The following is a 26,810-nucleotide window of genomic DNA, read 5'->3' on the forward strand; positions in this document are numbered from 1 at the left end:
GCCGGCGATTCATCGCAGCCCTCCGCACTGGAAACTGGAGTCCAGGATGCGCAGGCACAGGGTGTCGAAATCGATCCCCGCCTCGGCCGCCGCCTTGGGCACCAGGCTGTGATCCGTCATGCCGGGCACGGTGTTGATCTCGATCAGATGGTTGTCGCCGTGCTCGTCCTGCAGGATGTCGACCCGTCCCCAGCCGCAGGCTTCCAGCGCGGCAAACGCACCCAGCGCCAGTGACTGCAATTCCAGCAACGAGCTTTCATCCAGCGGCGGCGGGCAGACATACCCGGTGCGGTCCGACTCGTATTTCGCGTGGTAGTCGTAGAACCCGCCGTCGGCACGGATCTCGACCACCGGAAGCGGCTGGTTGTCGAGGATGGCCACGGTGTATTCGTGGCCCTCGATCCACTGTTCGGCGAAGACCTGCCCGGGCTGTCTGCGCGCCGCCTCCCAGGCGGCCGGGAGATCGGCCGCCCGATCCACCCGGGTAATGCCCAGGCTCGAGCCCCCGCGGGCCGGCTTCACGATCAGGGGCAGCCCCAGCGCCTCGGCCACCGCATCCGGGTCGAACCCCGGGTTCAGCAACCGGTAGGGCGCACTGGGCAGGTTGCTCCCGGTCCACAGTCGCTTGCAGGCCAGCTTGTCCATCCCCAGGGCGGAACCCAGCACGCCGGTGCCGGTGTAAGGCATGCCGGCCAGGTCCAGGCAGCCCTGCAGGGCCCCGTCCTCGCCACACTCTCCATGCAGCGCGATGAAGACCCGGTCGAACCCCTCCAGGGGGAGGTGCAGATGCCCCATGTGCGCCCGCGTGAGGTCCACCGGATGCGCATCCACGCCCTGACGTCGCAGGGCCGCCAGCACGGCGTTGCCGCTGGCCAGCGAGACCTCGCGCTCTCCGGACCAGCCGCCCATCAATACCGCCACCCGGCCATAGTCGCGGGGTTCTGCGTCGTTACGATTCATGCCGTTCCCTCGCTGTCGTCGCCCGGGTCGATGAACCGGCCCAGGATGCGTACCTCCGGCTCCAGGCGGACGCCGAACCGCTGCTCCACCGTGTTGCGCACCGTGTCGATCAGGCGCTCGATGTCTTCCGCCCGCGCCGTACCGTCGTGAGTGATGAAATTGGCATGCACCGGCGACACCTCGGCCGCGCCGGCGCGCAGGCCCTTGAGCCCGGCGGCCTCGATCAGGCGTGCGGCGTGATCGCCTTCCGGGTTGCGGAACACCGAGCCGCAGGACGGCTGACCCAGCGGCTGTTTCGCCGAGCGTTCGCGCAGCAGTTCGCGGATGCGCCGGGTACCGGCCTCCGGGTCGCCCGGGCTCAGACGCAGGGTCGCCCCGGTGAACCACAGACGCTCGCGCGGATCGAGCCCCTGGACCCGGCGGTAACCGACCCGGAACGCATCCGGGCGGCGGGTTTCCAGCCGGCCCTCACGGTCGATCACCTCCACGGATTCCACCAGGGGCCAGGTCTCGCCGCCCCAGGCCCCGGCGTTCATCTGCAGGGCGCCGCCCACGGTGCCGGGGATGCCGGCGAGGAACTCCGCCCCCACCAGGCCCTCGCGGGCACAGAAGCGCGCCGCCTGGGCACAGGCCAGCCCGCCACCCAGGAACACCCGGTCGCCGTCCAGGCGTTCGCGCTCGGCCAGAACGCCCTGCAGATGCACCACCAGCCCGGCAACGCCGCCGTCGCGCACCAGGACGTTGCTGCCGAGCCCGAGGAAGGTGATCGGCAGGTCGGGCGCGAGGCGGGCGACCTGCGCCAGCAGGTTCGCGAGATCCTCGCGGTCCGCGGGGCGGAACAGCCAGTCGGCGTGCCCGCCGGCACGCCATGAGGTCAGCGGTGCCAGCGGTGCCCGCGCCTGCAGTTCGCCGCGTGGCTGCAGCTCGTGCAGATGACGCGCCGCGGCCAGGGCAGGGTCCAGCGGTGTCATGCGCCACCTCCGGTTAGCTCTTGCGGCAGCAGGGCCGCCAGGCGACCGATGTCGCCCGCCCCCTGGGCGATGATCACCTCGTCCGCCTGCAGCAGGCCCTCCAGCACGCCGGCCACGTCCGCGGCCTGTTCCACGAAAATCGGCTCGACCTGGCCGCGCAGACGGATGGCCCGCGCCAGGCTGCGCCCGTCGGCGCTGGCGATCGGCGCCTCGCCCGCGGCATACACCTCCAGCAGGATCAGCACGTCGGTCTCCGACAGCGCCTCCACGAAGTCCTCGAACAGGTCACGGGTGCGGGTGTAGCGATGCGGCTGAAACACGGTGATCCGCCGGCGACCGGGCCAGGCATCCCGCGCCGCGGCCTGGGTCGCGGCGATCTCGCGCGGGTGATGGCCGTAATCGTCGACCAGCGTCACCGGCCCGGCCGGCCCCGCCCACTCGTGGACCTGGAACCGCCGCCCGATGCCCTGGAAGCGTTCGAGCGCCGTGGCGATCGCCTCGCGCGGGGCCTCCAGCTCCCAGGCCACGGCGGCCGCGGCCAGGGCGTTGAGCACGTTGTGCCGCCCCGGGAGATTGAGGGTGACCGGGAACGGCTCGCCGGCCTCCGGCAGCTGCAGGCGGAAACGCGTCTGCACGCCCTCCTGGCGCACATCCAGGGCGCGCACATCGGCGTCGGCATCGATCGCGTAGGTCAGCCGCGGGCGTTCCAGCTCCGGCATCAGCTCGCGCACCTGCGGGTCATCGGCGCACAGGATCGCCAGCCCGTAGAAGGGCAGATGGTGCAGGAACTCGAGAAAGGTCTCGTGCAGCTGGCGAAAATCATTGCCATAGGTCCCCAGGTGATCGGCATCGATGTTGGTCACGATCGCGAGCAGCGGCTGCAGATGCAGGAACGAGGCATCGCTCTCGTCCGCCTCTGCCACCAGATAGTCACCCGCCCCCAGGCTCGAGTGGCTGGCGGTGGAATTGAGTCGGCCGCCGATCACGAAGGTCGGATCCATCCCCGCCTCCGCCAGCACGCTGGCCACCAGACTGGTCGTGGTGGTCTTGCCATGGGTCCCGGCGACCGCAATCCCGAAGCGGAAACGCATCAGTTCCGCCAGCATCTCGGCACGCCGCACGATCGGGATACCGCGGTCGCGCGCCGCGGCGACCTCGGGGTTGGACGGATCGATGGCCGAAGACACCACCAGCACGTCGGCCTCGGCCACGTTCTCCGGCCGGTGCTCGCCGACCACGCGCACGCCCATCTCCACCAGGCGGTCGATCATCGGCGAGCGGCCGAGATCGGAACCCGAGACCCGGTAACCGAGCTGATGCAGCACCTCCGCGATGCCGCTCATCCCGGAGCCGCCGATCCCCACGCAGTGGATCCGGCGGATGCGGCGCATCGCATGTTCCGGCAGGCGCGCGTGGCTCATGATCCCTCCCCCGCGGGGCCCGGCCCCGCCAGTTCCACACAGACATCGGCGAGGCGCGCGGCACTGTCGGGGCAGGCCAGCGCCCGCGCGCGTTCGGCACGGTCGCGCAGGGTCTCGCGGTCCAGCGAGCCCAGCAGCTTCGCCAGCGCCTGCGGCTCCAGCTCGGCATCGCGGAAACGCCAGGCCGCCCCGGCGTCCACCAGGGCCTGAGCATTCGCATACTGGTGATCGTCCACCGCATGCGGATACGGCACGAACACCGCGGCCACACCGGCGGCCGCCACTTCGGCTACGGTCAGCGCTCCGGCGCGACAGATCACCAGATCCGCCTCGGCCCAGGCCGCCTCCATGTCCGCGATGAACTCGGTGACCGTGGCTTCCACCCCGGCGTCGGCATACGCCGCGCGGGCTTCTTCCAGGGTGCGCGAGCCGGCCTGGTGTAGGACCTGCGGGCGCTGTTCCGACGGCAGCAGGCCGAGCGCGGCGGGCACCGCGTGATTCAGCGAACGCGCGCCCAGGCTGCCTCCCAGGACCAGGATATTGAGCGGCCCGCCGCGGGCGGCGTAGCGCTCGCCCGGGGCGGGCAGGGCCGCGATCGCGGAGCGCACGGGATTGCCAACCCGCGTGGCGCGGACCCCGGGCGGGAACGCACCGTCGAAACCGGCGAACACGCGGTCGGCGACCTTCGCCAGCCAGCGATTGGTCAGGCCGGCCACCGCATTCTGTTCGTGAATCACCAGGGGGCGTCCCAGGGCCGCGGCCATCAGCCCGCCGGGTCCCGCGGCAAACCCGCCGAAACCGATCACCGCATGCGGGCGAATGCGCCGGAGCAGCAACAGGGCCGCCCACAACGACAGCCCCAGGCGCCAGGGGGCGAAGGCCAGCCCGAGCAGCCCCTTGCCACGCAGGCCCGTGATCGGGAGGGTATGCAGGTCAATCCCGGCCTGCGGCACCAGGCGCGCCTCCACGCCCGCACGAGTCCCCAGCCAGACCACCTCGACCCCGCGCTCGCGCAGGGCCTCGGCCACCGCCAGCCCGGGGAAGACATGGCCGCCGGTACCGCCGGCCATGATCAGCACGCGCGGGGCCGTCATGCCGCACCTCCGCTCTGCCGGGCGGCGCGCGAACGCCGGCGAGGCACCGGGGCCGGCGCCGGGGTCCGCGCCTCGCGGGCCACCCGCAGTACCAGACCGACCGCAATCATACTGACGATCAGCGAACTGCCGCCGTAGGACAAAAACGGCAGGGTCATCCCCTTGGTCGGCAGCAGCCCCATGTTCACGCCCATGTTCAGGGCCGCCTGCAGGCCCAGCCAGATCGCCACGCCGAAGCTCAGATGGGCACCGAAGGCATGACCGCTGCGCTGGGCCTCCAGGCCGATGCGCAGGCAGCGCCAGACCAGTCCTGCGAACAGTGCGATCAGCACCAGCACGCCGAAGAAACCGAACTCCTCGGCGAACACCGCGAACAGGAAATCGTTATGCGCCTCCGGCAGGTAGAACAGCTTCTGCACGCTGCCGCCCAGCCCCGACCCGGTCACCCCGCCGGAGCCGATCGCGATCAGCGACTGGGTCAGCTGAAAACCGCTCGCGAACGGGTCCTGCCACGGGTCCATGAAGGCCGTCAGGCGAGCCATGCGGTAAGGCGCCGCAACCGCGGCGACCGCCATGCCCGCCGCGATCGTGCCCCCCAGCGCGAGGAACTGCGACAGGCGAGCGCCGGCGAGGAACAGCATGCCCATGCCGATCGCCAGCATGATCGCGGCCCCGCCGAAATCCGGCTGCAGCAACAGCAGGACGGTACCGGCCCCCAGCACCACCAGCGGACGCACGAACCCGGCCAGCTGCAGGCGCAGGGTGGAGTAATGACGCACGATGTAGCCCGCCAGGTACATCACCACCAGCAGCTTGGCCAGCTCGGCCACCTGCAGATTGAACGCTCCCAGCGGGATCCAGCGGGTTGCCCCGTTGACCGTGCGTCCGACGCCGGGGAGCAGGACCACCACCAGGATCAGCAGGAACAGCGCCAGCAGCCACGGGCCGGCGCGCTCCCAGCGCGCCAGCGGCACGTTCCATGCCGCCACCGCGGCCATCGTACCCAGCGCGGCAAACAGCACCTGACGCTGGAGGAAGTGCCAGGCGTTGCCGAAATCACGCGCGCCCATCTCCATGGAGGCCGAAGCGACCATCACCAGCCCCAGCGCGACCAGCGCCGCGGTCAGCGCCAGCAGCGGCAGGTCCACCTCCTGCTGCAGGCGCCGAACCATGGGCGAAGTCGGCTGGCTGACCGGGGCGCTCATGCCGCCAGCTCCCGCACGGCCCGGGCGAAGTCATCACCCCGGGCGCGATAGTCCGGATACATGTCCAGGCTGGCACAGGCGGGCGACAGCAGCACGGTGTCTCCCGGCTGCGCCCATTCCGCGGCATGCGCCACCGCCGCATCCATGTCGTCGACCCGCTGCACCGGCACCACCGGGGCGAGGGCACGCGCGATCAACGGCGCGTCCTCGCCCAGCAGCACCGCGCCGCGCACCTTGCCGGCCAGTTGATCGGCCAGCGGGGCAAAATCCTGCCCCTTGGCCTGCCCGCCCGCGATCAGGACCAGCGGCCCGGGCGTGCCGCGCAGTGCGGCCAGGGTGGCACCGAGGTTGGTGCCCTTGGAATCGTTGATCCAGTCCACGCCGTCGACCGAGGCGATCCACTGCGAGCGATGCGGCAGCCCCGGGAAATCGGCCAGCGCCGCCAGGGCCCGGGCCCGGCGTCCGGCCGAGTCCAGCCACGGCCAGACCAGGCCCAGTGCGGCGAGGGCGTTGGCCCAGTTGTGCTGGCCGCGCATGCGCAGGCGCGCGGTCTCCAGCAGGGCCTGGCCGCCGCGACACAGGTGCGGTCCCTCCCCGTGGCCGCCGACACACACGCCCCAGTCGGCGTCCGCCGCCGGCGCGCCCAGACCGAAGGTCTCGCGCGCCATGCCCGGCGGGGTGGTCAGCTCCGCCACCATCGGGTCGTCACGATTGAGCAGTCCGCGCCGCGCGCCGCGGAACACCCGCTGCTTGGCGCGCAGGTAGGCGGCCATGTCGGGATGGCGATCGAGGTGATCCGGCGACAGGTTGAGCACTACGGCAGCAGCGGGCGCAAGCTCGTGACACCGTTCCAGCTGGAAGCTGGACAGCTCCAGCACGAACACCTCCGGGTCGCGTTCCAGCAGGTCCAGCGCCGGGGTCCCGTAGTTGCCCCCCACCGCCACCGCGTAGCCGGCCGCATCCAGCAGTTCGCCGGCCAGCGCGGTCACGGTGCTCTTGCCGTTGGAACCGGTGATCGCGATCACCGGGGCTCCGGCCTCGCGGGCAAACAGGTCGATGTCGCCGGTGACTTCGGCACCGGCCTCACTGGCGGCGGCGATCACCGGGTGTTCCAGGGCCACCCCGGGCGAGACGATCAGGCGACGCACCCCGCTCGCATCCAGGCCGTCCAGCGGGCCGACCCAACGCTCGTTCAGGATCCGCGCCAGTTCGGGATCGGCACAGGCCGGCGGCTCGCGACGGGTATCGGTGACCGCGAACGACATCCCGCGCGCGAGCAGGTAGCGCGCCACCGACTGCCCGGTGGCGCCCAGCCCGACGATCAGGTTGTCGCCTCGCACCCGTTCCATCAGCGCACCTTCAGGGTCGCCAGACCGATGAGGACGAACACCACGGTCAGGATCCAGAAACGCACGATCACGCGCGGCTCCGGCCAGCCCTTGAGTTCGAAGTGGTGATGCAGCGGCGCCATGCGGAACATCCGCCGTCCGGTCAGCTTGAACGAGGCGACCTGCAGCATGACCGAGACGGTCTCCAGCACGAACACGCCGCCCATGATCAGCAGCACGATCTCCTGGCGGGTCAAGATCGCCATCATCCCCAGCGCCGCGCCCAGGGCGAGGGCCCCGACATCGCCCATGAACACCTGCGCGGGATAGGTGTTGAACCACAGGAACCCGAGCCCCGCCCCCACCAGCGAGGCGGCGAAGATGCCCACCTCGCCAACCCCGGGGACCGCGGGAATGCCGAGATAGTCGGCGAACACCGCGTGGCCCGCGGCATAGGCGAAGATGCCCAGCGCGCCGGCGACCAGCACCGCCGGCATGATGGCCAGGCCGTCGAGCCCGTCGGTCAGGTTGACCGCATTGGACGAGCCGACCACCACCAGCCACACCAGCGGGATGAACAGCCAGCCCAGACTGAACTCGATGTCCTTGAACACCGGCAGATAAAAGGTGGTTTCCACCGGATCCTGGGCCGTGAGCATGATCACCCCGGCGGCCACCAGGGCGAACAGGGTCTGCCACAGCAGCTTGGATTTCGCCGACAGCCCCTGGCTGTTGCCGTAACGCAGCTTGAGGTAGTCATCCCAGCCGCCGACGGCGCCGAAGGCCAGCGTGGTCAGCAGCACGATCCAGACGAAACGATTCGTCAGGTCGCTCCACAGCAGGGTGGCCACCGCCACGGCCACCAGGATCAGCGCACCGCCCATGGTGGGCGTGCCGGCCTTGCTCAGGTGCGATTCGGGGCCGTCCTCGCGGATGTTCTGACCCACCTTGCCCAGGGTCAGACGGCGAATCACCGAGGGACCGATCAGGAGCGCGATCGCCAGCGCCGTCACCACCCCGAGGATGGCGCGCAGGGTCAGGTACTGGAAGACCGTGAACCCGGAATGGAACTGGGCGAGATATTCAGTCAGTGCGAACAGCATCCGCCGCCTCCGGATTCACGGGCTGCGCGTCCAGCGCCTCCACGATGGATTCCATGTGCTGGCTGCGCGAACCCTTGACCAGCACGGTGGTTCGCTCGTCCAGCAACCCCTGCAGCCGCGCGACCAGTGCGGCATGATCGGGGAACCACTCGCCCTGCTCGCCGAAGGCATCGGCGGTTTCGCGGCCCAGCTCGCCGAGCGCCAGGCAGAAATCGATCCCCATTGCGCGGGCCTCCTGCCCGGTGGCCGCGTGCAGGGCCGCGGCGTCGCCGCCCAGCTCGCCCATTTCCCCCAGCACCAGGATGCGCCGACCGGGCACCGCCGCCAGCACCTCCAGGCCGGCCCGCAGGGAATCGGGGTTGGCGTTGTAGCTGTCGTCCCAGATGCGGGCACCGCCGGCGTGCTGCAGTGCCTGCAGGCGACCGGCGACCGGGCGCCAGTCGCCCAGTCCCTGCGCAATGATGTCGATCGCGGCGCCCGCGGCATTGGCGGCGGCAGCGGCCGCCACGGCATTCGCCGCGACATGGCGGCCGGGACCGGCAAGGCGGATCTCGCGGCTGGCCCCGAGGATCGTGAGGCGCAGGCGATCCGGGGCGACCCACACGCCCTCGACCTCGCCGCCCCCCTCGAGGGAGAAGCGCTGCAGATGATGGTGCTCGTTGAGCGAGAGCCAGTAGTCGGCAAACGGGTCGTCCAGATTCACCACTGCGGTTCCGCCCTGGGCCGGCAGCCCCGAATAGATCTCGGCCTTGGCGTGCGCCACGCCTTCCAGGCTGCCGAAACCTTCGAGGTGGGCATGACCGGCGTTGGTGATCATGGCGACGTGCGGCTGGGTCCAGGCGGCCATGCGGCCGATCTCGCCGGCGTGGTTGGCACCCAGTTCGATCACCGCGAAATCGGTATCCTCCGGCATCGCCAGCAGGGTCAGCGGTGTCCCGATCTCGTTGTTCAGGTTGCCTTCGCTGGCATGCACCCGCCCCATGCGCGCGAGGATCGAGCGCAGCATCTCGCGGGTGGTGGTCTTGCCGTTGGAGCCGGTCAGCGCGATCACCCGCGCATGGCACCGCCTGCGCCAGGTCGCGGCCAGTCGCCCCAGGGCCTCGCCGGTGTCGGGCACCACCACCTGGGTCTGCGGCAGGTCTTCGCGGGCGCGGCGAACCAGCAGCACCGGTGCCGGCAAGTCGGCGTGCAGATGGTCATGGGCATCAAAGTTCGGACCGCGCAGGGCGACGAACAGCCCGCCTTCGCGCGGGGTACGCGTGTCGCTGAACACGCCGGTGAATGCCACCCCGGCGTCCCCCTGCAGGCGCCCGCCCACGGCGGTCGCCAGTTCTCCGGCTGTCATCCGGATCATCGCTCCCCCTCCCCGGAAATCCCCTCGCGCGCCAGCCGGGCCGCCAGCTCGCGATCACTGAATGGATGAAACCGGTCACCGATCTGCTGGGTGGTTTCGTGCCCCTTGCCCGCCAGCAGCATGATGTCGCCCGGCCCGGCATCGGCGACCGCGGTACGCACCGCGGCTTCGCGATCGCCCATCTCGCGGCAGCGCGCGGGATCGTCACAGCCCTGGAGCACGGCGTGACGGATGGCCGCCGCATCCTCGTGGCGCGGATTGTCATCGGTCACGATCACCCGGTCCGCGGCACGCATGGCCACGCGCCCCATCGCCGGACGCTTGCCCCGGTCGCGATCGCCGCCGCAGCCGAAGACCACCAACAGGCGGCCGCGCACATGCGGACGCAACGCACTCAATGCGGCCTCCAGGGCCTGCGCGGTGTGGGCGTAATCGACCACCAGCTGGGCTCCGCCCGGCAGATCGTGACGCTCCATGCGCCCGGGGACCCCGGGCAGCTCGGCCACCGCGTCCGCGGCGGCCTCCCAGGCATGTCCGAGGGCATGCAGGGCGGCCAGAGTGGCCAGCAGGTTCTCGACCTGAAACCGTCCGTACAGCCGCGACCGCACCGGCACGCGCCGCCCGTCGGCAACGAGCACGAAGTGCAGTCCCTCCGGGCCGGCCTGGATCGCCTCGGCACGCGCCATCGCTGCGGAAGACTCCAGACCCCAGGTGATGTCGGTGACGCCCTCGGGCACCGGACGGCGCAGAAGCTCGTGACCGAGCTCGTCATCGGCGTTGATCACCCGCGTGCGCAGTCCCGGGCGGTCGAACAGCATGGACTTGGCTTCGGCATACGCGACCTGGCTGCCATGGAAATCCAGATGATCCGTGCCCAGGCGGGTCAGCACCGCGACGCGCACCGGAACCCCGTCCAGACGCCCCTGGACGAGCCCGTGCGAAGAGGCCTCCAGCGCCGCGGCTTCGCAGCCTTCGCGCGCCAGCCCGGCCAGATGCCGATGGAGCTCGAGCACGCCCGGGGTCGTGTGCCCGGCCGGGCGCAGCTGCCCCGGGCGCCCGACGCCCAGGGTGCCAACCAGTCCGGTCGGGGTACCCAGACGTTCGAGTGCCGCTGCGATCAGATGCGTCACCGAGGTCTTGCCGTCGGTGCCGGTCACCGCGACGATCGGTGCGGCCTCCGGCCAGGCGCCGAATACCCGTTGCGCCATGGCCGGCAGCAGGGCACGCAGCCCCGGGACATGAACGCCGGGCACCCCGGTCGAGTCGACGGAGAGCCCCGCATCGGCCTCGTCCCACAGGATCACGCCGGCGCCGCGCGCCGCGGCATCCTCGGCGTGGGCCAGGCCGTGCTCGCGGGTTCCCCGGAGAGCCACGAACCCGGCGCCCGGGGTCACCGCGCGGCTGTCCTGCACAAGGTCGGTCACGACCAGCGGGCCGTGGCCCTCCAGGGCCTCGGGGAACTGCGCGTGCAGATCCACCCCGGCCACCCGTGGATCGGTCGCCGCGGCGGTCATGGCTGCGCCTCCTCGCCGATGGCGAGCTGCATCGGGATCTCGGGCATCGCGTCCGGGCGCACGTTGTACATGCGCAGTGCCGAGGCGGTTACCTCGCGGAACACCGGTGCCGCGACCGCCCCGCCGTAATGCACGTCGGCGGGTTCGTCCACGACCACCGCCATCACGAACCGTGGCTCGGATGCCGGGACCAGACCGACGAAACTGGAGTAGTAACGGTCCTCGGCATAACCGCCGCGCACCGCCTTGCGCGCGGTGCCGGTCTTGCCGGCGACCCGATATCCGTCGATCACGGCCTGGCGCGCGGTGCCCTCGCTGCCCACGGTATGTTCCATCATCGCGCGCAGGCGTCCGGCGGTGTCCGCGCTCATCACCCGTTGCGGCTCGCGGGCATCATCGGCGGTCTCGACCAGGCGCACCGGCAGGCGACGTCCGTCATTGGCAAAGGCCGTGTACCCGGCAGCCATCTGCAGCGGCGTGACCGCGAGCCCGTAACCGTAGCCGAGCGTGGCCTGCTCGACCTCGCGCCAGGCGGTGAAGTCGCGCAGGGTGCCACGCGCCTCGCCCGGAAAATGCAGGCCGGTTGCCTGCCCGAAACCGGCGCGGTGCAGCGTCTGCCAGAAATCGGCCGGATCGGTGTCCAGGGCAAGACGCGTTGCGCCCACGTTGGAGGACCGCGCGATCAGCGTGGTCAGGTCGATGGTGCCGTAGTCGCGCAGATCACGGACCGTCAGACGTCCCACCTGCATCGTGCCGGGCGCGGTGTCCAGGGTCACGTGAGGGTCGACCGCATCGGCATCCAGGGCCGCCGCGACGGTAAACGGCTTGATGACCGAGCCGGGTTCGAACGCGTCCACGACCGCCCGGTTGCGAGCGCGGTCGGAGCGGATCGAACTGCGATTGTTGGGGTTGAAACCGGGCTGATTGACCATCGCGAGAATGTCGCCGCTGCGCGCATCCAGCAGCACGGCCGATCCGCCGCGCGCGTCGTGGCGCTGCACCGCGGCCTTGAGTTCGCGGTAGGCCAGGAACTGCAGCCGTGCGTCCAGCGTCAGCCGCAGGGGGTTGCCTTCGCGCGCCGGACGGATGCTGGCGACGTCGCGGATGGTACGACCATGCCGGTCGCGCAGTACCCGCTTGGCGCCCGGCTGCCCGGAGAGCCAGTAGTCGAACGCGAGCTCGACCCCTTCCTGGCCCTGGTCGTCGATGTCGGTGTAACCCAGCACATGCGCGACCGCCTCGCCATGCGGATAGTAACGGCGAAACTCGCGCGTCAGGGACACCCCGGGGACGCGCAGGGAGGCCACCGCTTCGGCCCGGGCCGGCAGCATGTGCCGACGCAGATAGACGAACTCGCGGTCGGCGCGATTTTCGATGCGCTCCGCCAGGGTCTCGCGGTCCATGTCCAGGGCCGCGGCCAGCTCGCCCCAGCGTTCGCGCGCCTCCAGCAGCGCCCCCGGATGCGCCCACGCGGTCTGCACCGGTGCCGAGATCGCCAGCGGTTCGCCGTGGCGATCGGTAATCGCACCGCGGTGGGCGGTCTCGGTCAGCGTGCGCACCTGGCGCGCCTCGCCCTGGGCGGACAGGAACTCGCTCTTGAACATCTGCAGATCGGCGGCGCGCAGTACCAGCGCGATCAGCATCAGGACCAGCAGGACCACCAGCGCCCGCAGACGGCCCATCGAGATTTCGCGTTTCAGCGCGCCCATGCGTCCCTCCCGATCACCACCAGGCGATCCGCATCGGGGCGCGACATGCCCAGCTCCTCGCGTGCATGACGCTCGATACGCCCGGGCGTCGCCCAGGTGGACTGCTCGATCTGCAGCCGGGTCCATTCCAGGTTGAGGCGGTCGCGCTCGGCCAGCACCGCCTGCTGCTCAACGAACGCCTGACGCGCCTCGTGGCGCGCCACCACCACGCCAATCGCCGACGCAAACGCGCCCACCGACAGCGCGACGATCGCGAGCCCGCGCCAGACCATCAGTTGCGCTCCGCCACGCGCAGCACGGCCGAGCGTGCCCGCGGATTGCGTTGCTGTTCCCCGGCATCCGCCCGCACCGGCTTGCCCAGCGGGCGCAACGGGCGCGGTGCCGCCTCCGGCATGACCGGCAGCCCGCGCGGGATGCGGGGGGCATCGTCACGGTCCCCGCGGAAGGCCCGCTTGACCATGCGGTCCTCCAGCGAATGAAACGCGATCACCACCAGGCGCGCCCCGGACGGCAGAACCTCGGGGATGGTTTCCAGCCACGTCTCCAGCTCGCGCAGCTCGGCGTTCACCTGGATGCGCAGGGCCTGGAAGGTGCGCGTCGCGGGGTGCTTGCCGGGCTCGCGGCGCGGCACCGCGGCACGCACCAGTTCCGCCAGGCGCGCCGTGCGGGTAATCGGACCTTCGGCACGGGCGCGCACGATCGCGCGGGCGATGCGCCGCGAGAAACGCTCCTCGCCGTACTGATAGATCACGTCCGCGATCTCCTTTTCCTCGGCACGCGCCAGCCAGTCGGCCGCGCTTTCGCCGGACGACGGGTCCATGCGCATGTCCAGCGGGCCGTCATGCTGGAAACTGAAACCGCGCGCGGCATCGTTCAGCTGCGGCGATGACACCCCGAGATCGAGGAACACGCCATCCGGCCGGCGATCGGGGTAGCGCTGCCGCAGCACTTCGGCCATGGACGAGAACGGCGCGGACTCGAACGCGAAACGCGGGTCCCCCAGAAACGAAGAGGCGGCCTCGGCCGCCTCGGGATCCCGGTCCATCGCCAGCAGGCGACCGTCCGGCCCCAGACGGTCAAGCAAGGCGCGGCTGTGCCCGCCCCTTCCGAAGGTACCGTCCACGTAGAAACCGTCAGCGCGCACCGCCAGCCCCTCGAGCACGGCGTCCAGCAGGACCGGGACATGGGCCTGTTGCGGTTCCTGCATCACAGCGAGATCGACTCGAGTTCTTCGGTATCGATGCCATCCTCGAACATCTCCTCGCAGCGCTGATCCCAGGTCGCCTGATCCCAGATCTCGAACTTCTTGCCCTGACCCAGCAGGGCGACCTGCTTGTCCATGCCGGCAAACTTGCGCAGCGGCTGCGGCAGCAACAGGCGCCCGTTGCCGTCAAGCTCGCAGTCGGAGGCATGCCCGACCAGCAGGCGCTGCAGGCGGACCACGGCCGGCTTCAGGTTGGGGCGCGACATCAGGTTCTGCTCGACCCGCTCCCATTCCGGGCGCGGATACACCAGAAGACAGCGATCCGGGTGAACCGTAACCACCAGCTGGCCGTCGCAGGACGCCACGAGCTCATCGCGATAACGCGCCGGCATGGCCAGGCGTCCTTTCGCATCCAGATTGAGCTGACTGACGCCTCGAAACATGGCCGCTGGCGGTGGAATCCCACCTTCTCCCACTTTTCCCCACTTGAATCCACTATAGGTACACCCCTGTTGAGGGTCAAGGAAAAACGGGCTTGCACGAGAAAAATAAGCCTTGCATCACAGAGACTTACGAGACGCGGTCAATGCGACGGGAGAGGACCGGAACGGACCGTTCAAAACCAGCAGCCTGGCGATCACTCTTGAGAAATTACTTGATGATTTCGCGAGCACCCGGCCGGGGCGCGCGAGACACGCGGGGACAATGGTGGGGAAAAGTGGGAGCCGGCCTGTAAGCCGGGTTCTGTCGAGAACGATCATTCATCTGGGACGTCCGTCACCGGACGCCTCAAGCAGCCTACCCGGGTGCGATGCGGGCCACACCATGCACCCCTATTTGGCCTTGCTCCGGACGGGGTTTACCTTGCCACGGACTGTTACCAGCCGTGCGGTGCGCTCTTACCGCACCATTTCACCCTTGCCTGTGCCCGAACGAGCCGGGCCATCGGCGGTATGTTTTCTGCTGCACTTTCCGTCGGCTCGCGCCGCCCAGGTGTTACCTGGCGTCCTGCCCTGCGGAGCCCGGACTTTCCTCCACGCCACGCGGGCGCAGCGACCGCCCGGCCGACTCCCGTTCCCCTTTTACCCGCGCCCTGCTCCGGATGCAAGGATATCCGGGGCAGTCAGGCGGGATCATCGCCCTCTTCGCGGTCCGCCTGCTGCAGCTCCAGCGCGCGGGCGTAGAGCCGGTTGCGCGGCAGCCCGGTGGCATCCGCCAGCAGGCGCGCGGCCCGCTTGACCGGAAGCTCGGCGACCAGGCCGGCCAGCAGCCGTTCATGTTCGCCCGACAGCGCGTCGCCGTCTGCGTCGACGGCCGGCGCCGGGGCCAGCACCAGCACGAATTCCCCGCGCGTGCGCCAGGCATCCGCCTCCAGCCATTCGGGCAGACGGCCGGCCGGACCGTAATAATGTTCCTCGTATTGCTTGGTCAGCTCGCGCCCGAGGAACACGGAGCGGTCCGGCGCCTGCGCGGCCAGCTCCCGGGCCGCCGCAAGGATGCGATGCGCGGACTCGAACACGATGCCGGTCTGCGGACGCGCCAGCAGTTCGGCCAGGCGTCTTTCGCGCGCGCCGGCGGCGTGCGGCAGGAAACCGTCAAAACAGAACCGGTCGCTCGGCATCCCCGATACCGCCAGCGCGGCCAGGGGGGCGCTCGGGCCGGGCACGGCGCGCAGGGCATGGCCGGCTTCGCGGGCCCCGCGGACCAGGCGAAACCCGGGGTCCGACACCAGCGGGGTGCCCGCATCCGAGATCAGCGCCACATCTTCGCCCGCGGCCAGCTGCGCGAGCAGCCCCGCGACGCGCTGTTCTTCGTTGTGTTCGTGCAGACTGACCAGCGGCGTGTCGATACCCAGCGGCGCCAGCAGCGCGCGGCTGTGACGCGTATCCTCCGCCGCGATGCGCGAGACATGCGACAATACATCCCGGGCGCGCTGTCCCAGATCGGCCCGATTGCCGATCGGGGTGGCCACCACCCACAGGGTTCCGCCCTGCGTTGACACTGTTTCGCGGGCTTCCAATACTGACTCCTTATCGCCAATCCGATGTCTGCCGTGAACCGACTCCCGCTCCCCCTCCGCCCGCTACACCGCTCCGTGCCGGGCCCGGGCCTGACGCGCCCGCTCATGGTACTGCTGGCGGCCGGCCTGATGGCCGCCTGCGCTGCGCCGCAACCGGATCCCGCGCCGACACCGGACCCGGACCCCGAAATCCCGGCCGAGATCGAGCTGGCCCCGGAGCCGCTGGCCGAGCATCGGCTCGAGCGAATCGAGGCGTTGCCGGACGAGCAGGCCGAGCCGGAGGAATTGCGGGCCGCGGTCGACGCGGTGCTGGCACTGGACCCGGTCCCGGAACCGCTGCTGGAACGCGCGGAGGCGGCCTGGAACCACCTGCCCGACGCGGAGCCACGCCCGCTTGCCGACCGCGTGCGCGGCGGCTGGCTGGCCTGGCACCGCGGGGAGGCCGACCTCGCGGCCGAGCGCCTGGGGGCTGACGATCCGGACGATCCGACACGCACCCCGGAATTCCATCGGCGCGGGATGGAGCTGCATGCCCGGCTGCTGGAATGGGAACAGCAATGGTATCAGGCCCTGAATGTGCGATTTCGGCTGGATTCGCTGCTGACCCTGGAACCCGATCTGCAGACCGCCAACCATGAGCGGATCTGGGGCCTGATAGCCGCCCTGCGCCCGACCCAGCGGGAACGACTCGGGCGCGAGAACATCGTTGGGGCCGATGGCTGGCACCAACTGTTCCGGGGACTTGGCCGGGCAGACGATGCCGCCGCAGCGGAAACGTTTGCCCAACGCTGGCAGCAAGCCTTCCCCCGGCATCCCGCGAACAGCCATCTCCCGGAGCTGCTCGCGGCGTCGCCCGCCAGCGCGGACCCGGCCGGAGATACGGTGGTCCTGCTGCCAATGTCGGGCAATCTGGCCGGCCTTGGAGAGGCGGTTCTCGACGGCATCACCCGGGCGCATTATGCCGACGGCCAGGGGCAGCTGCGGGTGCGCGATACCCGGGGCGATCCACGCCAGGCCGTTGCCCTTTACCGGGATGCAGTCCTCGAAGGTGCCGATCACATTATCGGCCCGCTGCAGCGCGATGCCGTCGCCGCGGTGGCCGACCTCGAGGAGCATCGCCCCGGCGTGCTCCTCAACCGCACTGCCAACCCGCTGCCGCGCGGCGTGACCGCACTGGCGCTGGATCCCGAGGCCGACGCCCGTGCCGTTGCCGACCGCGCGGCTCGCACCGGCTGGGGCGCCGGCCTCGGCATCATCGCCGAGGGGGCCTTCGGTGATCGCCTGGCGTCCGCATGGTCACTGGCCGCCGAGGAACACGGGGAACCACCGCGGGATGTGGCGCGGGTGGACACCCGCGCCGGGGACCTCAACGACCGCATCGCCGCCCACGTCGGGATTGATCGCAGTCGCGAGCGCATTGCGTCGGTGTCCCGGCGCCTCGGACTCGGTCTCGAAGGCGACCCGCAGATTCGCGCCGATGTCGGTTACATCTTCGTCGCGGGGAGCGCTGCCGACGTACGCCGCATCGCCCCGCATCTGCATTTCCACCAGGCGTCGCGCCTGCCGATGATGTCCACGCCACATGTCTATCCGGGCCGTCCCGACGCCTCGCGCGACCGCGATCTCAACGGGATCGCGTTCCCGGATGCGCCCGGGCTGTTCACTGAAATCGCCGCGCTCGGGAACACCGGAGCCGAGCCGCTGCGGGAACAATCCGGGCTGCCGCGCTTCTATGCCCTGGGCATGGACGCCCGGCGCCTGGCCGTACGCGCCGGCACTAGCTACGCGGCCCCGCATACGACGCTCGTCGGTACCGCCGGCGAGTGGCAACTCAACCCGTTGACCGGTGACTGGCAGCGGACGCCGGCCTGGGCGCGGTTCGTTCGTGGTGAACCCCGGCGGCTGGACGCCGCGACTCCCTCGGACTGATGTTCCGTCCGGGAGAATCCGGCCAGCAGGCCGAACAACGCGCCGCGCGCTATCTCCAGGATCGCGGACTGCGGCTGGTCGCCAGCAATGTCCGGCGGCCCTGGGGCGAACTGGACCTGATTCTGCGCGAGGGGGACACCGTGGTCTTTGTCGAGGTCCGCATGCGCAGCAATCAGGATTACGGAGGCGGACTGGAGAGCGTCGACCGGCGCAAGCGCCGCAAGCTGGTGCGCATGGCGGAAACCTGGATGCTGGAGGAAGACTGGAACGGCCCGGCGCGCTTCGACGTGGTGGCGCTGGACGGTGATGGCGGCGTGGAATGGATCGTGGACGCGATCCGGGCGGACGACTCATGAGCGATCTCGCGCGCGAGATCGAACGCCTGCTGCCGCCGGAGGACCGCCTGCTGGACCCGGCGGACTGCTGGGCCTATGGCGCCGACAATTCGCGGCTGCACGCCCCGCCCGAAGCCGTGGCGTTCGCCCGCGACAGTCAGACCGTCGTCGAACTCGTCCGCCTGTGCCGGCGCCTCGGGGCGCCGTTGGTGGCGCGCGGCCGGGGCACGGGCACAACCGGCGCGGCGGTTCCCGACCGCGGAGGACTGGTGCTGTCCCTGGAGCGCATGAACCGCATCGTGGATGTGGATCCCGCGAATCGCTGGCTGATTGCGGAACCCGGGGTCACCAACGCCGAGATTCAGGCCGCGGCAGGCGAACACGGTTTCTTCTGGCCCCCCGACCCGACCAGTGCCGCGTATTGCACCCTGGGAGGGAATCTCGCCTACAACTCGGCCGGGCCGCACGCGGTGAAGTACGGAACGCCGCGCGACAATACGCTTGGTCTGGAGGCCGTCGCGGGCACCGGGGAATACTTTCGCACCGGCGTACGCACCACCAAGGGTGTGGTCGGCTACGACCTCACCCGCCTGCTGATCGGCTCGGAGGGAACTCTGGGGATCATCACCCAGGCGACCCTCAAGCTGACACCCCGTCCGGAGTGCACCCGCCTGCTGCAGGCGGTCTACCCGACCATCGATGCGGCGGCCCGGGCAGTCGCAAGACTGATGGCGCGCGCGGAGTCGCCTTCGGCGCTGGAGTTCATGGATCGCTCGGCTATCGGGATGATCCGCGGTTATGGCGGGGTGGAACTGCCGGAAGCCGCCGGAGCCATCCTGATGATCGAGGCCGACGGTCCCGCCGAGATCATCGAGACCCGGACCGACGGGATCCGCGGGGCGGCCGCCGAAGGGGCGCTGAGCGTGGATGTCGCGGACACACCGGAGGCGATGGAGCGTCTCTGGCAGGTACGCAAGGCCCTGTCACCGGCGCTGCGGACCATTGCCCCGAAGAAGATCAACGAAGATGTCGTGGTGCCGGTATCGCGGATCCCCGCCCTGATCGGCGGCCTCGAGGAACTGGCCGAGCGGCATGCCATCCGCATCGTCAATTTCGGCCACGCCGGCAACGGCAACATCCACGTGAACCTGCTGGTCAATCCGGACGATCCGGAAGAGATGCAACGGGCCGAAGTGTGTCTGGATGAAGTGTTCCGCCTCGTCCTGTCGCTCGACGGCAGCCTGTCGGGGGAACATGGTGTGGGACTGGTCAAGCGACCGTTCGTGGATCGCGAACTGGATCCGGCCGCACTGACGCTGATGGAAGGGGTGCGGGCGGTGTTCGATCCGGACGGGATCCTCAATCCGGGGAAGGCGCCGCCCGCGCCGTGACGCGCGTCCTTACTTGACCACGGTCAGGGACGGGCCGCCCTTGCGCCGGGGCGCCTCGTCGCCGCCCTCGCCGCCATCACCCGCGTCGTCGCCGTCATCCGGCGGGCCGTCTCCGGGACCGGGGTCCGGATCCGGCCCGGGCTCACTGCCGAACATCATCCCCTGACCGTTCTCGCGCGCGTAGATCGCCATCACCGCGGTCTGCGGCACGAAGACATCCATCGGACTGCCGGCGAACCGTGCCGAGAACGACACGTACTCGTCCCCCAGCTCCAGCCCCTGCACGGCCGTGGGGCCCACATTCAGGGTGATCTTGCCCTGCTCGACGAAGGCGTCCGGCACGACCGTACCGTCCACCGTGGCATCCACCAGCAGGTGCGGTGTCATGCCGTTGTCGGTGATCCAGTCCCACAGGGCACGCAACAGATAGGGGCGGGAAGAAGTCAAAGCCGCAACTCCCGTTCGGCTTCGGTCAGGCTGATGGAGAAGGATTCGCGCCGGCACACCCGTTCGGCATAGTCCTGGATCGCCTGCGGCAGGCTTTCCAGTTCGATGCCCACGGCCGGCAACCGCCAGATGACCGGGGCGATGGCCGCATCCACGATACTGAACTCGTCACTCAGGAAGTACGGCTTGAGTTCAAAGATCTCGCCGGACGCGATAAAGCTCTCCTTGAGCACCTTGCGGGCCTTGCTGATACCGGAACCCGAAGCCTTCGCGAGGTTGTCCAGTCCCTCGTACCAGTCGCGCTCGACGCGATAGAGCGCCAGACGCGCGGCCGCGCGCGAGACCGGATCCACCGGCATCAGTGGCGGATGCGGGAAGCGCTCGTCGAGATACTCGGTGATGACATGGGTCCCGTACAGGGCCAGATCCCGGTCCACCAGGGTGGGGACCTCGTTGTACGGGTTCAGGTCGGAGAGATCTTCGGGCATGTCGTCGGGCCCGAGATTGACCACGTCCACCGCGATGTCCTTCTCGGCGAGGATGATGCGCACCCGGTGACAGCGCACGCAGTCGTGTGCAGAAAACAGCGTCATAACGGAACGGCGGTTGGCGACCAGCGCCATGGCATTCTCCCTAGCCCGGCATGGGGTTCCGCCGGGTCGACGGTACAGGATGCCGGCGCACCCCGGTCTTCCGGGGCACGCCGACTACGGCTCGTCCCGCCTAGTGTACGTCCTTCCAGTATTCCTTTTTCAAGAAGTACGCCAGCACGGTAAAGAAGGCGAGGAAGATCATCACGAAGACCCCGATCCGCTGGCGCTCCAGCTGCACGGGTTCGCCGATGTACGACAGATAGGTAACGATGTCGCGCACCGCTCGATCGTATTCGGTCGGACTCATGCTGCCGCTCTCGACCAGTTCCAGGCGTTCGTTGCCATCCTCGTCCTCGACCAGATCCTGCCAGCCCTGCTTGTGCCACAGGACATGCGGCATGCCGACATTACTGAAGATGGTGTTGTTAGCGCCCAGCGGACGGGACTCGTCGCGGTAGAACGACTTGAGGAAGGTATACAGCCAGTCCTCGCCGTGGATGCGGGCGGTCAGGGTCAGATCCGGCGGGACGACGCCGAAGGCCTCTTCGGCATAGTCGTCTTCCATGGCGATCTCCATCAGCGACCCGACACCTACCGGCTCACCCTCTTCGTCGGTGACGAAGATGAAGTGCTCTTCCATGTGCTCTTCGGTCAGGCCGATACCCTTGCCGACCCGGTTGTAACGCTCGTACTTGGTCGAGTGGCATCCCATGCAGTTGTCCGCGAACAGGCGGGCACCCCGCTGCAGCGCGTTCTGGTTGGAGATGTCCACGTTGGCCGACATCAGGTCGCCATCGTAGCCGGCGGCGGAAGCCGCCGGCATCGTCAGCAGGGCCGCAAGGCCCACGAAGGTTGCAGCAATCAGCTTTTTCATCACGAAGTCACCCTTTGCGGAACGGCACGGTCACGGCCCAGACCACGTGCGAACACGGGGGCCACCATGGTCACGAACAGATAAACGGTCGGGATGAGCCAGCCCCACATGATCAGGGAGGCCTCGTCCGGATCGAAGCGGACCACGTCGTAGAACGTGTAGATCGCGACCAGTACCAGGAACGCCAGGATGCTGAACCCGGCCGAACGCTCCCGCGACAGGAACCACAGCAGGAAGAAGAACAGGAAGTACACCTGAGCGAAGCGCAGGCTCATGTCGCTCACCGCGGTGGTGGCCTGCTGCAGGCCCAGCCAGCCGAGGATCACGAACGCCACCACGAACACCGCCAGGTTGAACTTGGCCGCGAACGAGCGATAGCGCATCGACTTCACGGGGTTGCGATCCAGCCACGGGATGACGAACAGGATCACCACCGCGGCACCCATCGCGACCACGCCCAGGAACGGGTCCGGAATCGAACGCAGCACCGAGTACATCGAGGTGAAGTACCAGACCGGCGGGATCAGGTCGGGGGTCACCAGCGGATCGGACGGGATGAAGTTGTCCGCCTTGAGGAAGTAGCCCCCGCCCTCGGGCGCAAAGAACACGATGGCGAAGAAGACGATCAGGAACACGCCCACGCCCACGATGTCCTTCACCGTGTAGTACGGGTGGAACGGGATGCCGTCCTTCGGGAGGCCGTTCTCGTCCTTGTGCGCCTTGATCTCGACGCCGTCGGGGTTGTTCGAGCCCACCTCGTGCAGCGCGATGATGTGCGCGGCCACCAGCAGGATCAGCACCAGCGGCAGGGCCACCACGTGCAGCGCGAAGAAGCGGTTCAGCGTGGCGTCCGACAGCAGAAAGTCACCGCGGATCCAGGTCACCAGTTCCGGCCCGATGTACGGGATGGTCTGGAACAGGTTCACGATCACCTGCGCGCCCCAGTAGGACATCTGGCCCCACGGCAGCAGATAGCCGGCGAAGGCCTCGGCCATCAGCACGACATAGATCAGCATGCCGAAGATCCAGATCAGCTCGCGTGGCTTCTTGTAGGAGCCATACAGGAGCGCCCGGAACATGTGCAGATAGACCACGACGAAGAACATCGAGGCGCCGGTGGAATGCATGTAGCGGATGAGCCAGCCCCATTCCACGTCACGCATGATGTACTCGACGGACGAGAAGGCGAGCTCCGCGTCCGGCTTGTAGAACATGGTCAGGAAGATGCCGGTGACGATCTGGATGACCAGCACCAGCAGGGCCAGCGAGCCGAAGAAATACCAGAAGTTGAAGTTCTTCGGCGCGTAATACTTGGCCAGGTGGTCGTTCCACATCTGAGACAGGGGGAAGCGTGCGTCCACCCAGCCCAGGAAGCCGCCCTGGATCTTTTCGTCCGGATTACTGGCCATCAGACGGTCCCTCCTTCTTCGTCGTCTTCGCCCACCAGGATCACGTCGTCCGTGAGGTACTTGTACGGCGGGATCACGAGATTGGTGGCCGCCGGCATGTTGGAGTAGACGCGTCCGGCCATGTCGAAGCGGGAACCGTGGCAGCCGCACAGCCAGCCGCCCTGCCAGGCGGCCCCCATCTCGGGATCACCGATTTCGGGACGATAGGTCGGCGAGCAGCCCAGATGGGTGCAGATGCCGATCACGACCAGGAACTCGGGATCGATCGAACGATGTTCGTTCTGGGCGTAAGGAGGCTGCTGCTCCTCGACTTCGGAGTGCGGGTCGCGCAGACGGTCCGTGATCCTGGACAGCCCTTCGATCATCTCGTCCGTGCGCCGGACCACCCAGATGGGCTGGCCGCGCCACTCGACGGAGATGCGCTGGCCCGGTTCGATCTCGCCGAGGGCGACCTCGACCGGAGCGCCGGCCGCCTGGGCGCGCGCACTCGGCTGCAGGGACGCCAGCATCGGTGCGGCGACTGCAGCCACACCGGCCCCGCCCACGACCGAAGTCGCGGCGACGAGGAACCGGCGACGGCCTCGATTTACGCCTTGGTTTGCCATGTTTGTCTCTCCAAACAACGTGTTGAAAGCGTGATGCGAGGATGCACCCGCCGGGCGCAGCCTGCTCGAAGGAGCCTTGTGGCTCTCTTGTTCGGACCCGACGGGCGGGCAGGAAAATCGTAATAGAATTCCCGAACACGCTAATAAGGTCAAGTACGACGCGGATCGTCGCGGCGTCGCAGGATCCGGGGCGTCCGCCGGCAGCAGACGGCTGCGGCCCGCGGCGCAGGGTATCAGGCCGGGTTGTCGAGATCGAGGAATTCGTGGGTCAGGTCGAACGTCCGCGCGCACCATTCGCCCAGCGCCCGCGGTCCGCCCCGCTCCGTCGCGTGGTGGCCGGCGGCCAGGTAGTGCACGCCCAGCTCGCGCGCCTCGTGCGTGGTCTGTTCGGAGATCTCGCCGCTGATGTAGGCATCGGCGCCCAGCTCGGCGGCGCGGGGCAGCAACGACTGGGCGCCCCCGCTGCACCAGGCCACCCGGCGCACGGGGTGTTCGCCGGCGGTGACCAGCAGGGGCTCGCGTCCGAGGGCGGTGGCGATGCGGCTGGCAAGCCCCGGGGCCGAGAGCGGCTCGTCCGGCGCGCCGACCAGGCCCACGCCGTCGTCGCGCAGCGTACCGTCGGCCACCAGCCCCAGGTCGCGTGCCAGGGAGGCGTTGTTGCCCACCTCCGGATGGGCATCCAGGGGCAGATGGTAGGCGACGAGGTTCATTCCGCTCTCCAGCAGGCGACGGATGCGTCGCTGCTTCATGCCGGTGATGACCTGCGGCTCGCCTTTCCAGAAATAGCCGTGATGCACCAGCAGGACATCGGCGCCGCGCTCGGCGGCGGCCTCGATGGTGGCAGCAGAGGCGGTCACGGCACTGACCACGTGGCGCACCTCGGTGCGGCCCTCGACCTGCAGGCCATTGGGACAGTAATCGGTAAACCGGGCAGGCTCGAGTTTGGCGTCGAGGCCCGCAAGCAGCTCGTCACGATGCATGGGAGGGACTCCGGTTCCGGCCGGGCCGACGACCCGGGCAAGGGGTTGGGACTGGGGGTGTCAGGATCACATGATCCGCGCGGGCGGGCGTGCACATGGACCAGTGTTTCCTTAAGCTGCCCCATATGGTGAATTTTTCTCGCTTCTTCCTGCAAGCTGCGGCGACCGGCGTCCTGATCGCGGTGGCGATCGCGGTGTTCTTCCCGGACTGGCTCGGTACCGGCGAGGACGGCACGACGGTGGACCGGGTGGCAACGCCGGCCGAGGATGCCACAGCCGCGCCCGCTTCCTATGCGCCGGCCGTGGAACGCTCGGCCCCGGCCGTGGTGAACATCATGGCCTCGCGCACCGTGGAGCCGGACCCGGGCATGCTGCTGGAGGAATTCTTCGGCCGCCGGGTCCCGCCGCCCGGCGAACGCGAGGAATCCAGCCTGGGCTCGGGCGTGATCATGACCGGGCAGGGGCACATACTGACCAACCATCACGTGATCGAAGAAGCCGAGGCGATCGCGGTGGTCCTGCCCGATGGCCGGGCGCTGCCCGCGGAGATCATCGGGATCGACCCGGACACCGACCTGGCGGTGCTGCGTGTGGAGACCGACGAGCCGCCGGTCGCCCCCCTGGGCCGGTCCAGCGATCTGCGGGTGGGCGATGTGGTCCTCGCCATCGGCAATCCGTTCGGGGTGGGCCAGACCGTGACCCAGGGCATCGTGTCGGCCACCGGCCGCAACCGTCTGGGCATCAACACCTTCGAGGATTTCATCCAGACCGATGCCGCCATCAATCCCGGCAATTCGGGCGGGGCGCTGATCAATGCGCACGGCGAGCTGGTGGGGATCAACACCGCGATCTTTTCCCGCTCCGGCGGCTCCCACGGGATCGGCTTTGCGATCCCGGCGGATCTGGCCCGTGACGTGATGACCCAGATCATCGAACAGGGCTATGTAACGCGCGGCTGGCTGGGGATCGAAGTCCAGTCCCTGAGCCCGGACCTCGCCCGCTCGTTCGGTATCGACGATGCCCTGGGGGTGCTGGTCGCCGGTGTGCTGCGCGAAGGACCCGCCGCACAGGCCGGCATCGAGCCCGGGGACGTGATTACTCACCTCAACGGTGACCGGGTGGAATCCCCGCGCGATGCCCTCGACATCATCGCCCGCACGGCGCCGGGCGAGTCGCTGGGCATCCGCATCGAGCGCGCCGGCGACCGCCACGACCTGGCAGCAGAAGTCGCCCAGCGCCCCATCTGACGCCGGCCGCCACCCTTCCGGGGTGCCGCGGCCTCGGGGCCTCAGCTCTGCCCCAGCGCGGCCTCCAGCGCCTCGAGGAAACGGTCGTTGTCCTCCGGGCGGCCCACGGTGACCCGCAGGTGGTCGGCCAGCAGCGGATGTGCACGGCCCACGTCCTTGATCAGCACCCCGCGCTCGCGCAGCCCGGCGAACACCGCCGGCCCCTGCCCTTCGTGCACGCGGAACAGCACGAAATTCGCCTGCGAGGGCACCACCGAAGTGACCCCGCCCAGCGCCTCCAGGGCCTGCAGCAGACGCTCGCGCTCGGCCACGATCGCCCGCGCCTGACCATCCAGCACATCGCGGTGATCGAGGGCAAAGCGGACGCTGCGCTGCGTCAGGGTGTTGATATTGTAGGGCAGACGCAGCCGGTCCAGCGCATCGATCCAGGCAGGCTCCGCCGCCAGATAACCCAGCCGGGTACCCGCCAGGCCGAGCTTGGATACCGTCCGCATCACCAGCAGGCCCGCGGTACTCCCGGCCTGTGGCATGAAGCTGTGCCCCGCGAACGGCGCGTAGGCCTCGTCCACCACGGTGATGCCGGGATTGGCTTCGATCACCGTCTGCACCGTCGCGGGGTCTTCCAGACGGCCGGTCGGATTGTTGGGATGGGCCAGGAACACGATCGCCGGCTGCTCCTCGCGGATCGCTGCCAGCAGGGCCTCCAGGTCCAGGGAGAAATCGGGCCGCAGGGATACGCCCCGGAAGGGCACGCCCAGCGCGCGCGCCAGCACGCCGTACATCACGAAACCGGGCTCCGGCGCGATCACCGGCCGCCCGCTTCCGGCCACCGCCTGGATCAGGATCTGGATCAGCTCGTCGGAGCCGTTCCCGAACATCAGGCCGGCGCCCTCGGGCACCGCCTCGGCCGCGCGCAGGCGTGCCGCGAGCCCCCGGGCCGCGGCATCCGGGTAGCGATTGAGCTCGGGCTCGCGCAGGGCTTCCAGCCAGGCGGCCTCCAGCTCGCCCGGCCAGGGCCAGGGGTTCTCCATCGCGTCCAGCTTGAGCAGCCCGGTGGCGTCCGCCACCGCGTAGGCCGGCTGCGCCAGGACCTCCGGGCGCATCAGGTCTTCCGGCC

25 protein-coding genes and 1 other RNA gene are annotated in these 26,810 nt (G+C 69.3%); 4 read left to right on the forward strand and 22 right to left on the reverse strand.

Annotation, left to right across the window (positions count from 1 at the left end; all coding sequences use genetic code 11):
* Positions 1-9: 9 nt before the first annotated feature.
* The 15 genes from F620_RS0109740 to rsmI all read right to left on the reverse strand — a co-directional run bounded on the left by F620_RS0109740 (position 10) and on the right by rsmI (position 15,883).
* A complete protein-coding gene (locus F620_RS0109740) occupies positions 10-960 on the reverse strand; it encodes a D-alanine--D-alanine ligase (RefSeq protein ID WP_019570410.1) in 951 nt (316 codons plus the stop codon).
* Positions 957-1,931: a UDP-N-acetylmuramate dehydrogenase gene (gene murB / locus F620_RS0109745; RefSeq protein ID WP_019570411.1), complete on the reverse strand. Its 975-nt coding sequence runs from the start codon at positions 1,929-1,931 to the stop codon at positions 957-959. Before murB ends, F620_RS0109740 begins: the two co-directional genes overlap by 4 nt.
* Complete coding sequence (murC, locus tag F620_RS0109750) at positions 1,928-3,352, reverse strand: UDP-N-acetylmuramate--L-alanine ligase (protein ID WP_019570412.1); 1,425 nt, start codon at positions 3,350-3,352, stop codon at positions 1,928-1,930. The genes murB and murC overlap by 4 nt, the downstream gene beginning before the upstream one ends.
* Entirely contained in the window at positions 3,349-4,446 is a 1,098-nt protein-coding gene (gene murG / locus F620_RS0109755) for an undecaprenyldiphospho-muramoylpentapeptide beta-N-acetylglucosaminyltransferase (protein ID WP_019570413.1), read from the reverse strand. Before murG ends, murC begins: the two co-directional genes overlap by 4 nt.
* Positions 4,443-5,651 (reverse strand): putative lipid II flippase FtsW, encoded by a 1,209-nt coding sequence (gene ftsW / locus F620_RS0109760; protein ID WP_018947373.1) that lies wholly within the window; start codon positions 5,649-5,651, stop codon positions 4,443-4,445. The genes murG and ftsW overlap by 4 nt, the downstream gene beginning before the upstream one ends.
* Complete coding sequence (gene murD / locus F620_RS0109765) at positions 5,648-7,000, reverse strand: UDP-N-acetylmuramoyl-L-alanine--D-glutamate ligase (RefSeq protein ID WP_019570414.1); 1,353 nt, start codon at positions 6,998-7,000, stop codon at positions 5,648-5,650. The genes ftsW and murD overlap by 4 nt, the downstream gene beginning before the upstream one ends.
* Positions 7,000-8,082, reverse strand: coding sequence for a phospho-N-acetylmuramoyl-pentapeptide-transferase (gene mraY, locus F620_RS0109770; RefSeq protein WP_019021431.1), 1,083 nt, complete (start codon positions 8,080-8,082; stop codon positions 7,000-7,002). The genes murD and mraY overlap by 1 nt, the downstream gene beginning before the upstream one ends.
* Positions 8,063-9,436: a UDP-N-acetylmuramoyl-tripeptide--D-alanyl-D-alanine ligase gene (gene murF / locus F620_RS0109775; RefSeq protein WP_018869870.1), complete on the reverse strand. Its 1,374-nt coding sequence runs from the start codon at positions 9,434-9,436 to the stop codon at positions 8,063-8,065. Before murF ends, mraY begins: the two co-directional genes overlap by 20 nt.
* Entirely contained in the window at positions 9,433-10,950 is a 1,518-nt protein-coding gene (locus F620_RS0109780; RefSeq protein WP_019570415.1) for a UDP-N-acetylmuramoyl-L-alanyl-D-glutamate--2,6-diaminopimelate ligase, read from the reverse strand. Before F620_RS0109780 ends, murF begins: the two co-directional genes overlap by 4 nt.
* On the reverse strand, positions 10,947-12,659 hold the full coding sequence (locus F620_RS0109785) for a penicillin-binding protein 2 (protein WP_019570416.1): 1,713 nt from the start codon (positions 12,657-12,659) through the stop codon (positions 10,947-10,949). Before F620_RS0109785 ends, F620_RS0109780 begins: the two co-directional genes overlap by 4 nt.
* Positions 12,647-12,931, reverse strand: coding sequence for a cell division protein FtsL (ftsL, locus tag F620_RS0109790; RefSeq protein ID WP_019570417.1), 285 nt, complete (start codon positions 12,929-12,931; stop codon positions 12,647-12,649). Before ftsL ends, F620_RS0109785 begins: the two co-directional genes overlap by 13 nt.
* The gene (gene rsmH, locus F620_RS0109795; RefSeq protein ID WP_019570418.1) at positions 12,931-13,866 is read right to left on the reverse strand and encodes a 16S rRNA (cytosine(1402)-N(4))-methyltransferase RsmH; all 936 of its coding nucleotides are present in this window, start codon (positions 13,864-13,866) and stop codon (positions 12,931-12,933) included. Before rsmH ends, ftsL begins: the two co-directional genes overlap by 1 nt.
* Positions 13,866-14,306: a division/cell wall cluster transcriptional repressor MraZ gene (gene mraZ / locus F620_RS0109800; protein WP_019021436.1), complete on the reverse strand. Its 441-nt coding sequence runs from the start codon at positions 14,304-14,306 to the stop codon at positions 13,866-13,868. Before mraZ ends, rsmH begins: the two co-directional genes overlap by 1 nt.
* Before the next feature lie 274 nt (positions 14,307-14,580).
* An RNA gene (rnpB, locus tag F620_RS14670) (RNase P RNA component class A) lies at positions 14,581-14,935 on the reverse strand.
* 51 nt (positions 14,936-14,986) lie between these two features.
* Positions 14,987-15,883: a 16S rRNA (cytidine(1402)-2'-O)-methyltransferase gene (gene rsmI / locus F620_RS0109805; protein WP_019570419.1), complete on the reverse strand. Its 897-nt coding sequence runs from the start codon at positions 15,881-15,883 to the stop codon at positions 14,987-14,989.
* A 105-nt stretch (positions 15,884-15,988) separates the two neighbouring features.
* On the opposite strand from rsmI, the gene F620_RS0109810 reads away from it, so the two are divergent.
* The 3 genes from F620_RS0109810 to F620_RS0109820 are packed head-to-tail and all read left to right on the forward strand — an operon-like array spanning position 15,989 to position 19,538.
* Complete coding sequence (locus F620_RS0109810; RefSeq protein ID WP_019570420.1) at positions 15,989-17,812, forward strand: penicillin-binding protein activator; 1,824 nt, start codon at positions 15,989-15,991, stop codon at positions 17,810-17,812.
* On the forward strand, positions 17,812-18,168 hold the full coding sequence (locus tag F620_RS0109815) for a YraN family protein (RefSeq protein ID WP_019570421.1): 357 nt from the start codon (positions 17,812-17,814) through the stop codon (positions 18,166-18,168). The genes F620_RS0109810 and F620_RS0109815 overlap by 1 nt, the downstream gene beginning before the upstream one ends.
* The gene (locus F620_RS0109820) at positions 18,165-19,538 is read left to right on the forward strand and encodes an FAD-binding oxidoreductase (protein WP_019570422.1); all 1,374 of its coding nucleotides are present in this window, start codon (positions 18,165-18,167) and stop codon (positions 19,536-19,538) included. The genes F620_RS0109815 and F620_RS0109820 overlap by 4 nt, the downstream gene beginning before the upstream one ends.
* 9 nt (positions 19,539-19,547) lie before the next feature.
* Here F620_RS0109820 and F620_RS0109825 read toward each other — a convergent pair whose 3' ends face one another.
* The 6 genes from F620_RS0109825 to F620_RS0109850 all read right to left on the reverse strand — a co-directional run bounded on the left by F620_RS0109825 (position 19,548) and on the right by F620_RS0109850 (position 24,446).
* Entirely contained in the window at positions 19,548-19,985 is a 438-nt protein-coding gene (locus F620_RS0109825; RefSeq protein WP_018869860.1) for a ClpXP protease specificity-enhancing factor, read from the reverse strand.
* Positions 19,982-20,608, reverse strand: a complete 627-nt coding sequence (locus F620_RS0109830; RefSeq protein WP_019021441.1) for a glutathione S-transferase N-terminal domain-containing protein — start codon at positions 20,606-20,608, stop codon at positions 19,982-19,984. Before F620_RS0109830 ends, F620_RS0109825 begins: the two co-directional genes overlap by 4 nt.
* 100 nt (positions 20,609-20,708) lie before the next feature.
* Positions 20,709-21,452: a cytochrome c1 gene (locus F620_RS0109835; RefSeq protein ID WP_019570424.1), complete on the reverse strand. Its 744-nt coding sequence runs from the start codon at positions 21,450-21,452 to the stop codon at positions 20,709-20,711.
* On the reverse strand, positions 21,452-22,861 hold the full coding sequence (locus F620_RS0109840; protein WP_019570425.1) for a cytochrome b N-terminal domain-containing protein: 1,410 nt from the start codon (positions 22,859-22,861) through the stop codon (positions 21,452-21,454). The genes F620_RS0109835 and F620_RS0109840 overlap by 1 nt, the downstream gene beginning before the upstream one ends.
* The gene (gene petA, locus F620_RS0109845) at positions 22,861-23,466 is read right to left on the reverse strand and encodes a ubiquinol-cytochrome c reductase iron-sulfur subunit (protein WP_026289008.1); all 606 of its coding nucleotides are present in this window, start codon (positions 23,464-23,466) and stop codon (positions 22,861-22,863) included. The genes F620_RS0109840 and petA overlap by 1 nt, the downstream gene beginning before the upstream one ends.
* A gap of 233 nt (positions 23,467-23,699) precedes the next feature.
* Positions 23,700-24,446: a Nif3-like dinuclear metal center hexameric protein gene (locus tag F620_RS0109850; RefSeq protein WP_018947391.1), complete on the reverse strand. Its 747-nt coding sequence runs from the start codon at positions 24,444-24,446 to the stop codon at positions 23,700-23,702.
* 125 nt (positions 24,447-24,571) lie between these two features.
* Here F620_RS0109850 and F620_RS0109855 point away from each other — a divergent pair, with 125 nt between their 5' ends.
* On the forward strand, positions 24,572-25,693 hold the full coding sequence (locus F620_RS0109855; protein ID WP_026331407.1) for a trypsin-like peptidase domain-containing protein: 1,122 nt from the start codon (positions 24,572-24,574) through the stop codon (positions 25,691-25,693).
* A gap of 41 nt (positions 25,694-25,734) precedes the next feature.
* Here the strand turns inward: F620_RS0109855 and hisC are convergent, their stop codons facing one another.
* Entirely contained in the window at positions 25,735-26,796 is a 1,062-nt protein-coding gene (gene hisC, locus F620_RS0109860) for a histidinol-phosphate transaminase (protein WP_051081245.1), read from the reverse strand.
* Positions 26,797-26,810: the final 14 nt, after the last annotated feature.

The sequence above is a fragment of the Thioalkalivibrio sp. ALE11 genome (assembly GCF_000381205.1).
In the GTDB taxonomy this organism is placed as follows: Bacteria; Pseudomonadota; Gammaproteobacteria; order Ectothiorhodospirales; family Ectothiorhodospiraceae; genus Thioalkalivibrio.

Coding starts and splice junctions, on each gene's coding strand:
- rsmH (WP_019570418.1), bottom strand. CDS start 13,866: ATGCAGGAACCGCAACAGGCCCATGTCCCGGTCCTGCTGGACGCCGTG.
- F620_RS0109820 (WP_019570422.1), top strand. CDS start 18,165: ATGAGCGATCTCGCGCGCGAGATCGAACGCCTGCTGCCGCCGGAGGAC.
- ftsW (WP_018947373.1), bottom strand. CDS start 5,651: ATGAGCGCCCCGGTCAGCCAGCCGACTTCGCCCATGGTTCGGCGCCTG.
- F620_RS0109815 (WP_019570421.1), top strand. CDS start 17,812: ATGTTCCGTCCGGGAGAATCCGGCCAGCAGGCCGAACAACGCGCCGCG.
- F620_RS0109780 (WP_019570415.1), bottom strand. CDS start 10,950: ATGACCGCCGCGGCGACCGATCCACGGGTGGCCGGGGTGGATCTGCAC.
- murC (WP_019570412.1), bottom strand. CDS start 3,352: ATGAGCCACGCGCGCCTGCCGGAACATGCGATGCGCCGCATCCGCCGG.
- petA (WP_026289008.1), bottom strand. CDS start 23,466: ATGGCAAACCAAGGCGTAAATCGAGGCCGTCGCCGGTTCCTCGTCGCC.
- F620_RS0109785 (WP_019570416.1), bottom strand. CDS start 12,659: ATGGGCGCGCTGAAACGCGAAATCTCGATGGGCCGTCTGCGGGCGCTG.
- F620_RS0109855 (WP_026331407.1), top strand. CDS start 24,572: ATGGTGAATTTTTCTCGCTTCTTCCTGCAAGCTGCGGCGACCGGCGTC.
- murD (WP_019570414.1), bottom strand. CDS start 7,000: ATGGAACGGGTGCGAGGCGACAACCTGATCGTCGGGCTGGGCGCCACC.
- F620_RS0109850 (WP_018947391.1), bottom strand. CDS start 24,446: ATGCATCGTGACGAGCTGCTTGCGGGCCTCGACGCCAAACTCGAGCCT.
- hisC (WP_051081245.1), bottom strand. CDS start 26,796: ATGCGCCCGGAGGTCCTGGCGCAGCCGGCCTACGCGGTGGCGGACGCC.
- F620_RS0109835 (WP_019570424.1), bottom strand. CDS start 21,452: ATGAAAAAGCTGATTGCTGCAACCTTCGTGGGCCTTGCGGCCCTGCTG.
- F620_RS0109830 (WP_019021441.1), bottom strand. CDS start 20,608: ATGGCGCTGGTCGCCAACCGCCGTTCCGTTATGACGCTGTTTTCTGCA.
- F620_RS0109840 (WP_019570425.1), bottom strand. CDS start 22,861: ATGGCCAGTAATCCGGACGAAAAGATCCAGGGCGGCTTCCTGGGCTGG.
- murF (WP_018869870.1), bottom strand. CDS start 9,436: ATGATCCGGATGACAGCCGGAGAACTGGCGACCGCCGTGGGCGGGCGC.
- ftsL (WP_019570417.1), bottom strand. CDS start 12,931: ATGGTCTGGCGCGGGCTCGCGATCGTCGCGCTGTCGGTGGGCGCGTTT.
- F620_RS0109810 (WP_019570420.1), top strand. CDS start 15,989: ATGGTACTGCTGGCGGCCGGCCTGATGGCCGCCTGCGCTGCGCCGCAA.
- F620_RS0109740 (WP_019570410.1), bottom strand. CDS start 960: ATGAATCGTAACGACGCAGAACCCCGCGACTATGGCCGGGTGGCGGTA.
- murB (WP_019570411.1), bottom strand. CDS start 1,931: ATGACACCGCTGGACCCTGCCCTGGCCGCGGCGCGTCATCTGCACGAG.
- mraZ (WP_019021436.1), bottom strand. CDS start 14,306: ATGTTTCGAGGCGTCAGTCAGCTCAATCTGGATGCGAAAGGACGCCTG.
- mraY (WP_019021431.1), bottom strand. CDS start 8,082: ATGCTGTTCGCACTGACTGAATATCTCGCCCAGTTCCATTCCGGGTTC.
- murG (WP_019570413.1), bottom strand. CDS start 4,446: ATGACGGCCCCGCGCGTGCTGATCATGGCCGGCGGTACCGGCGGCCAT.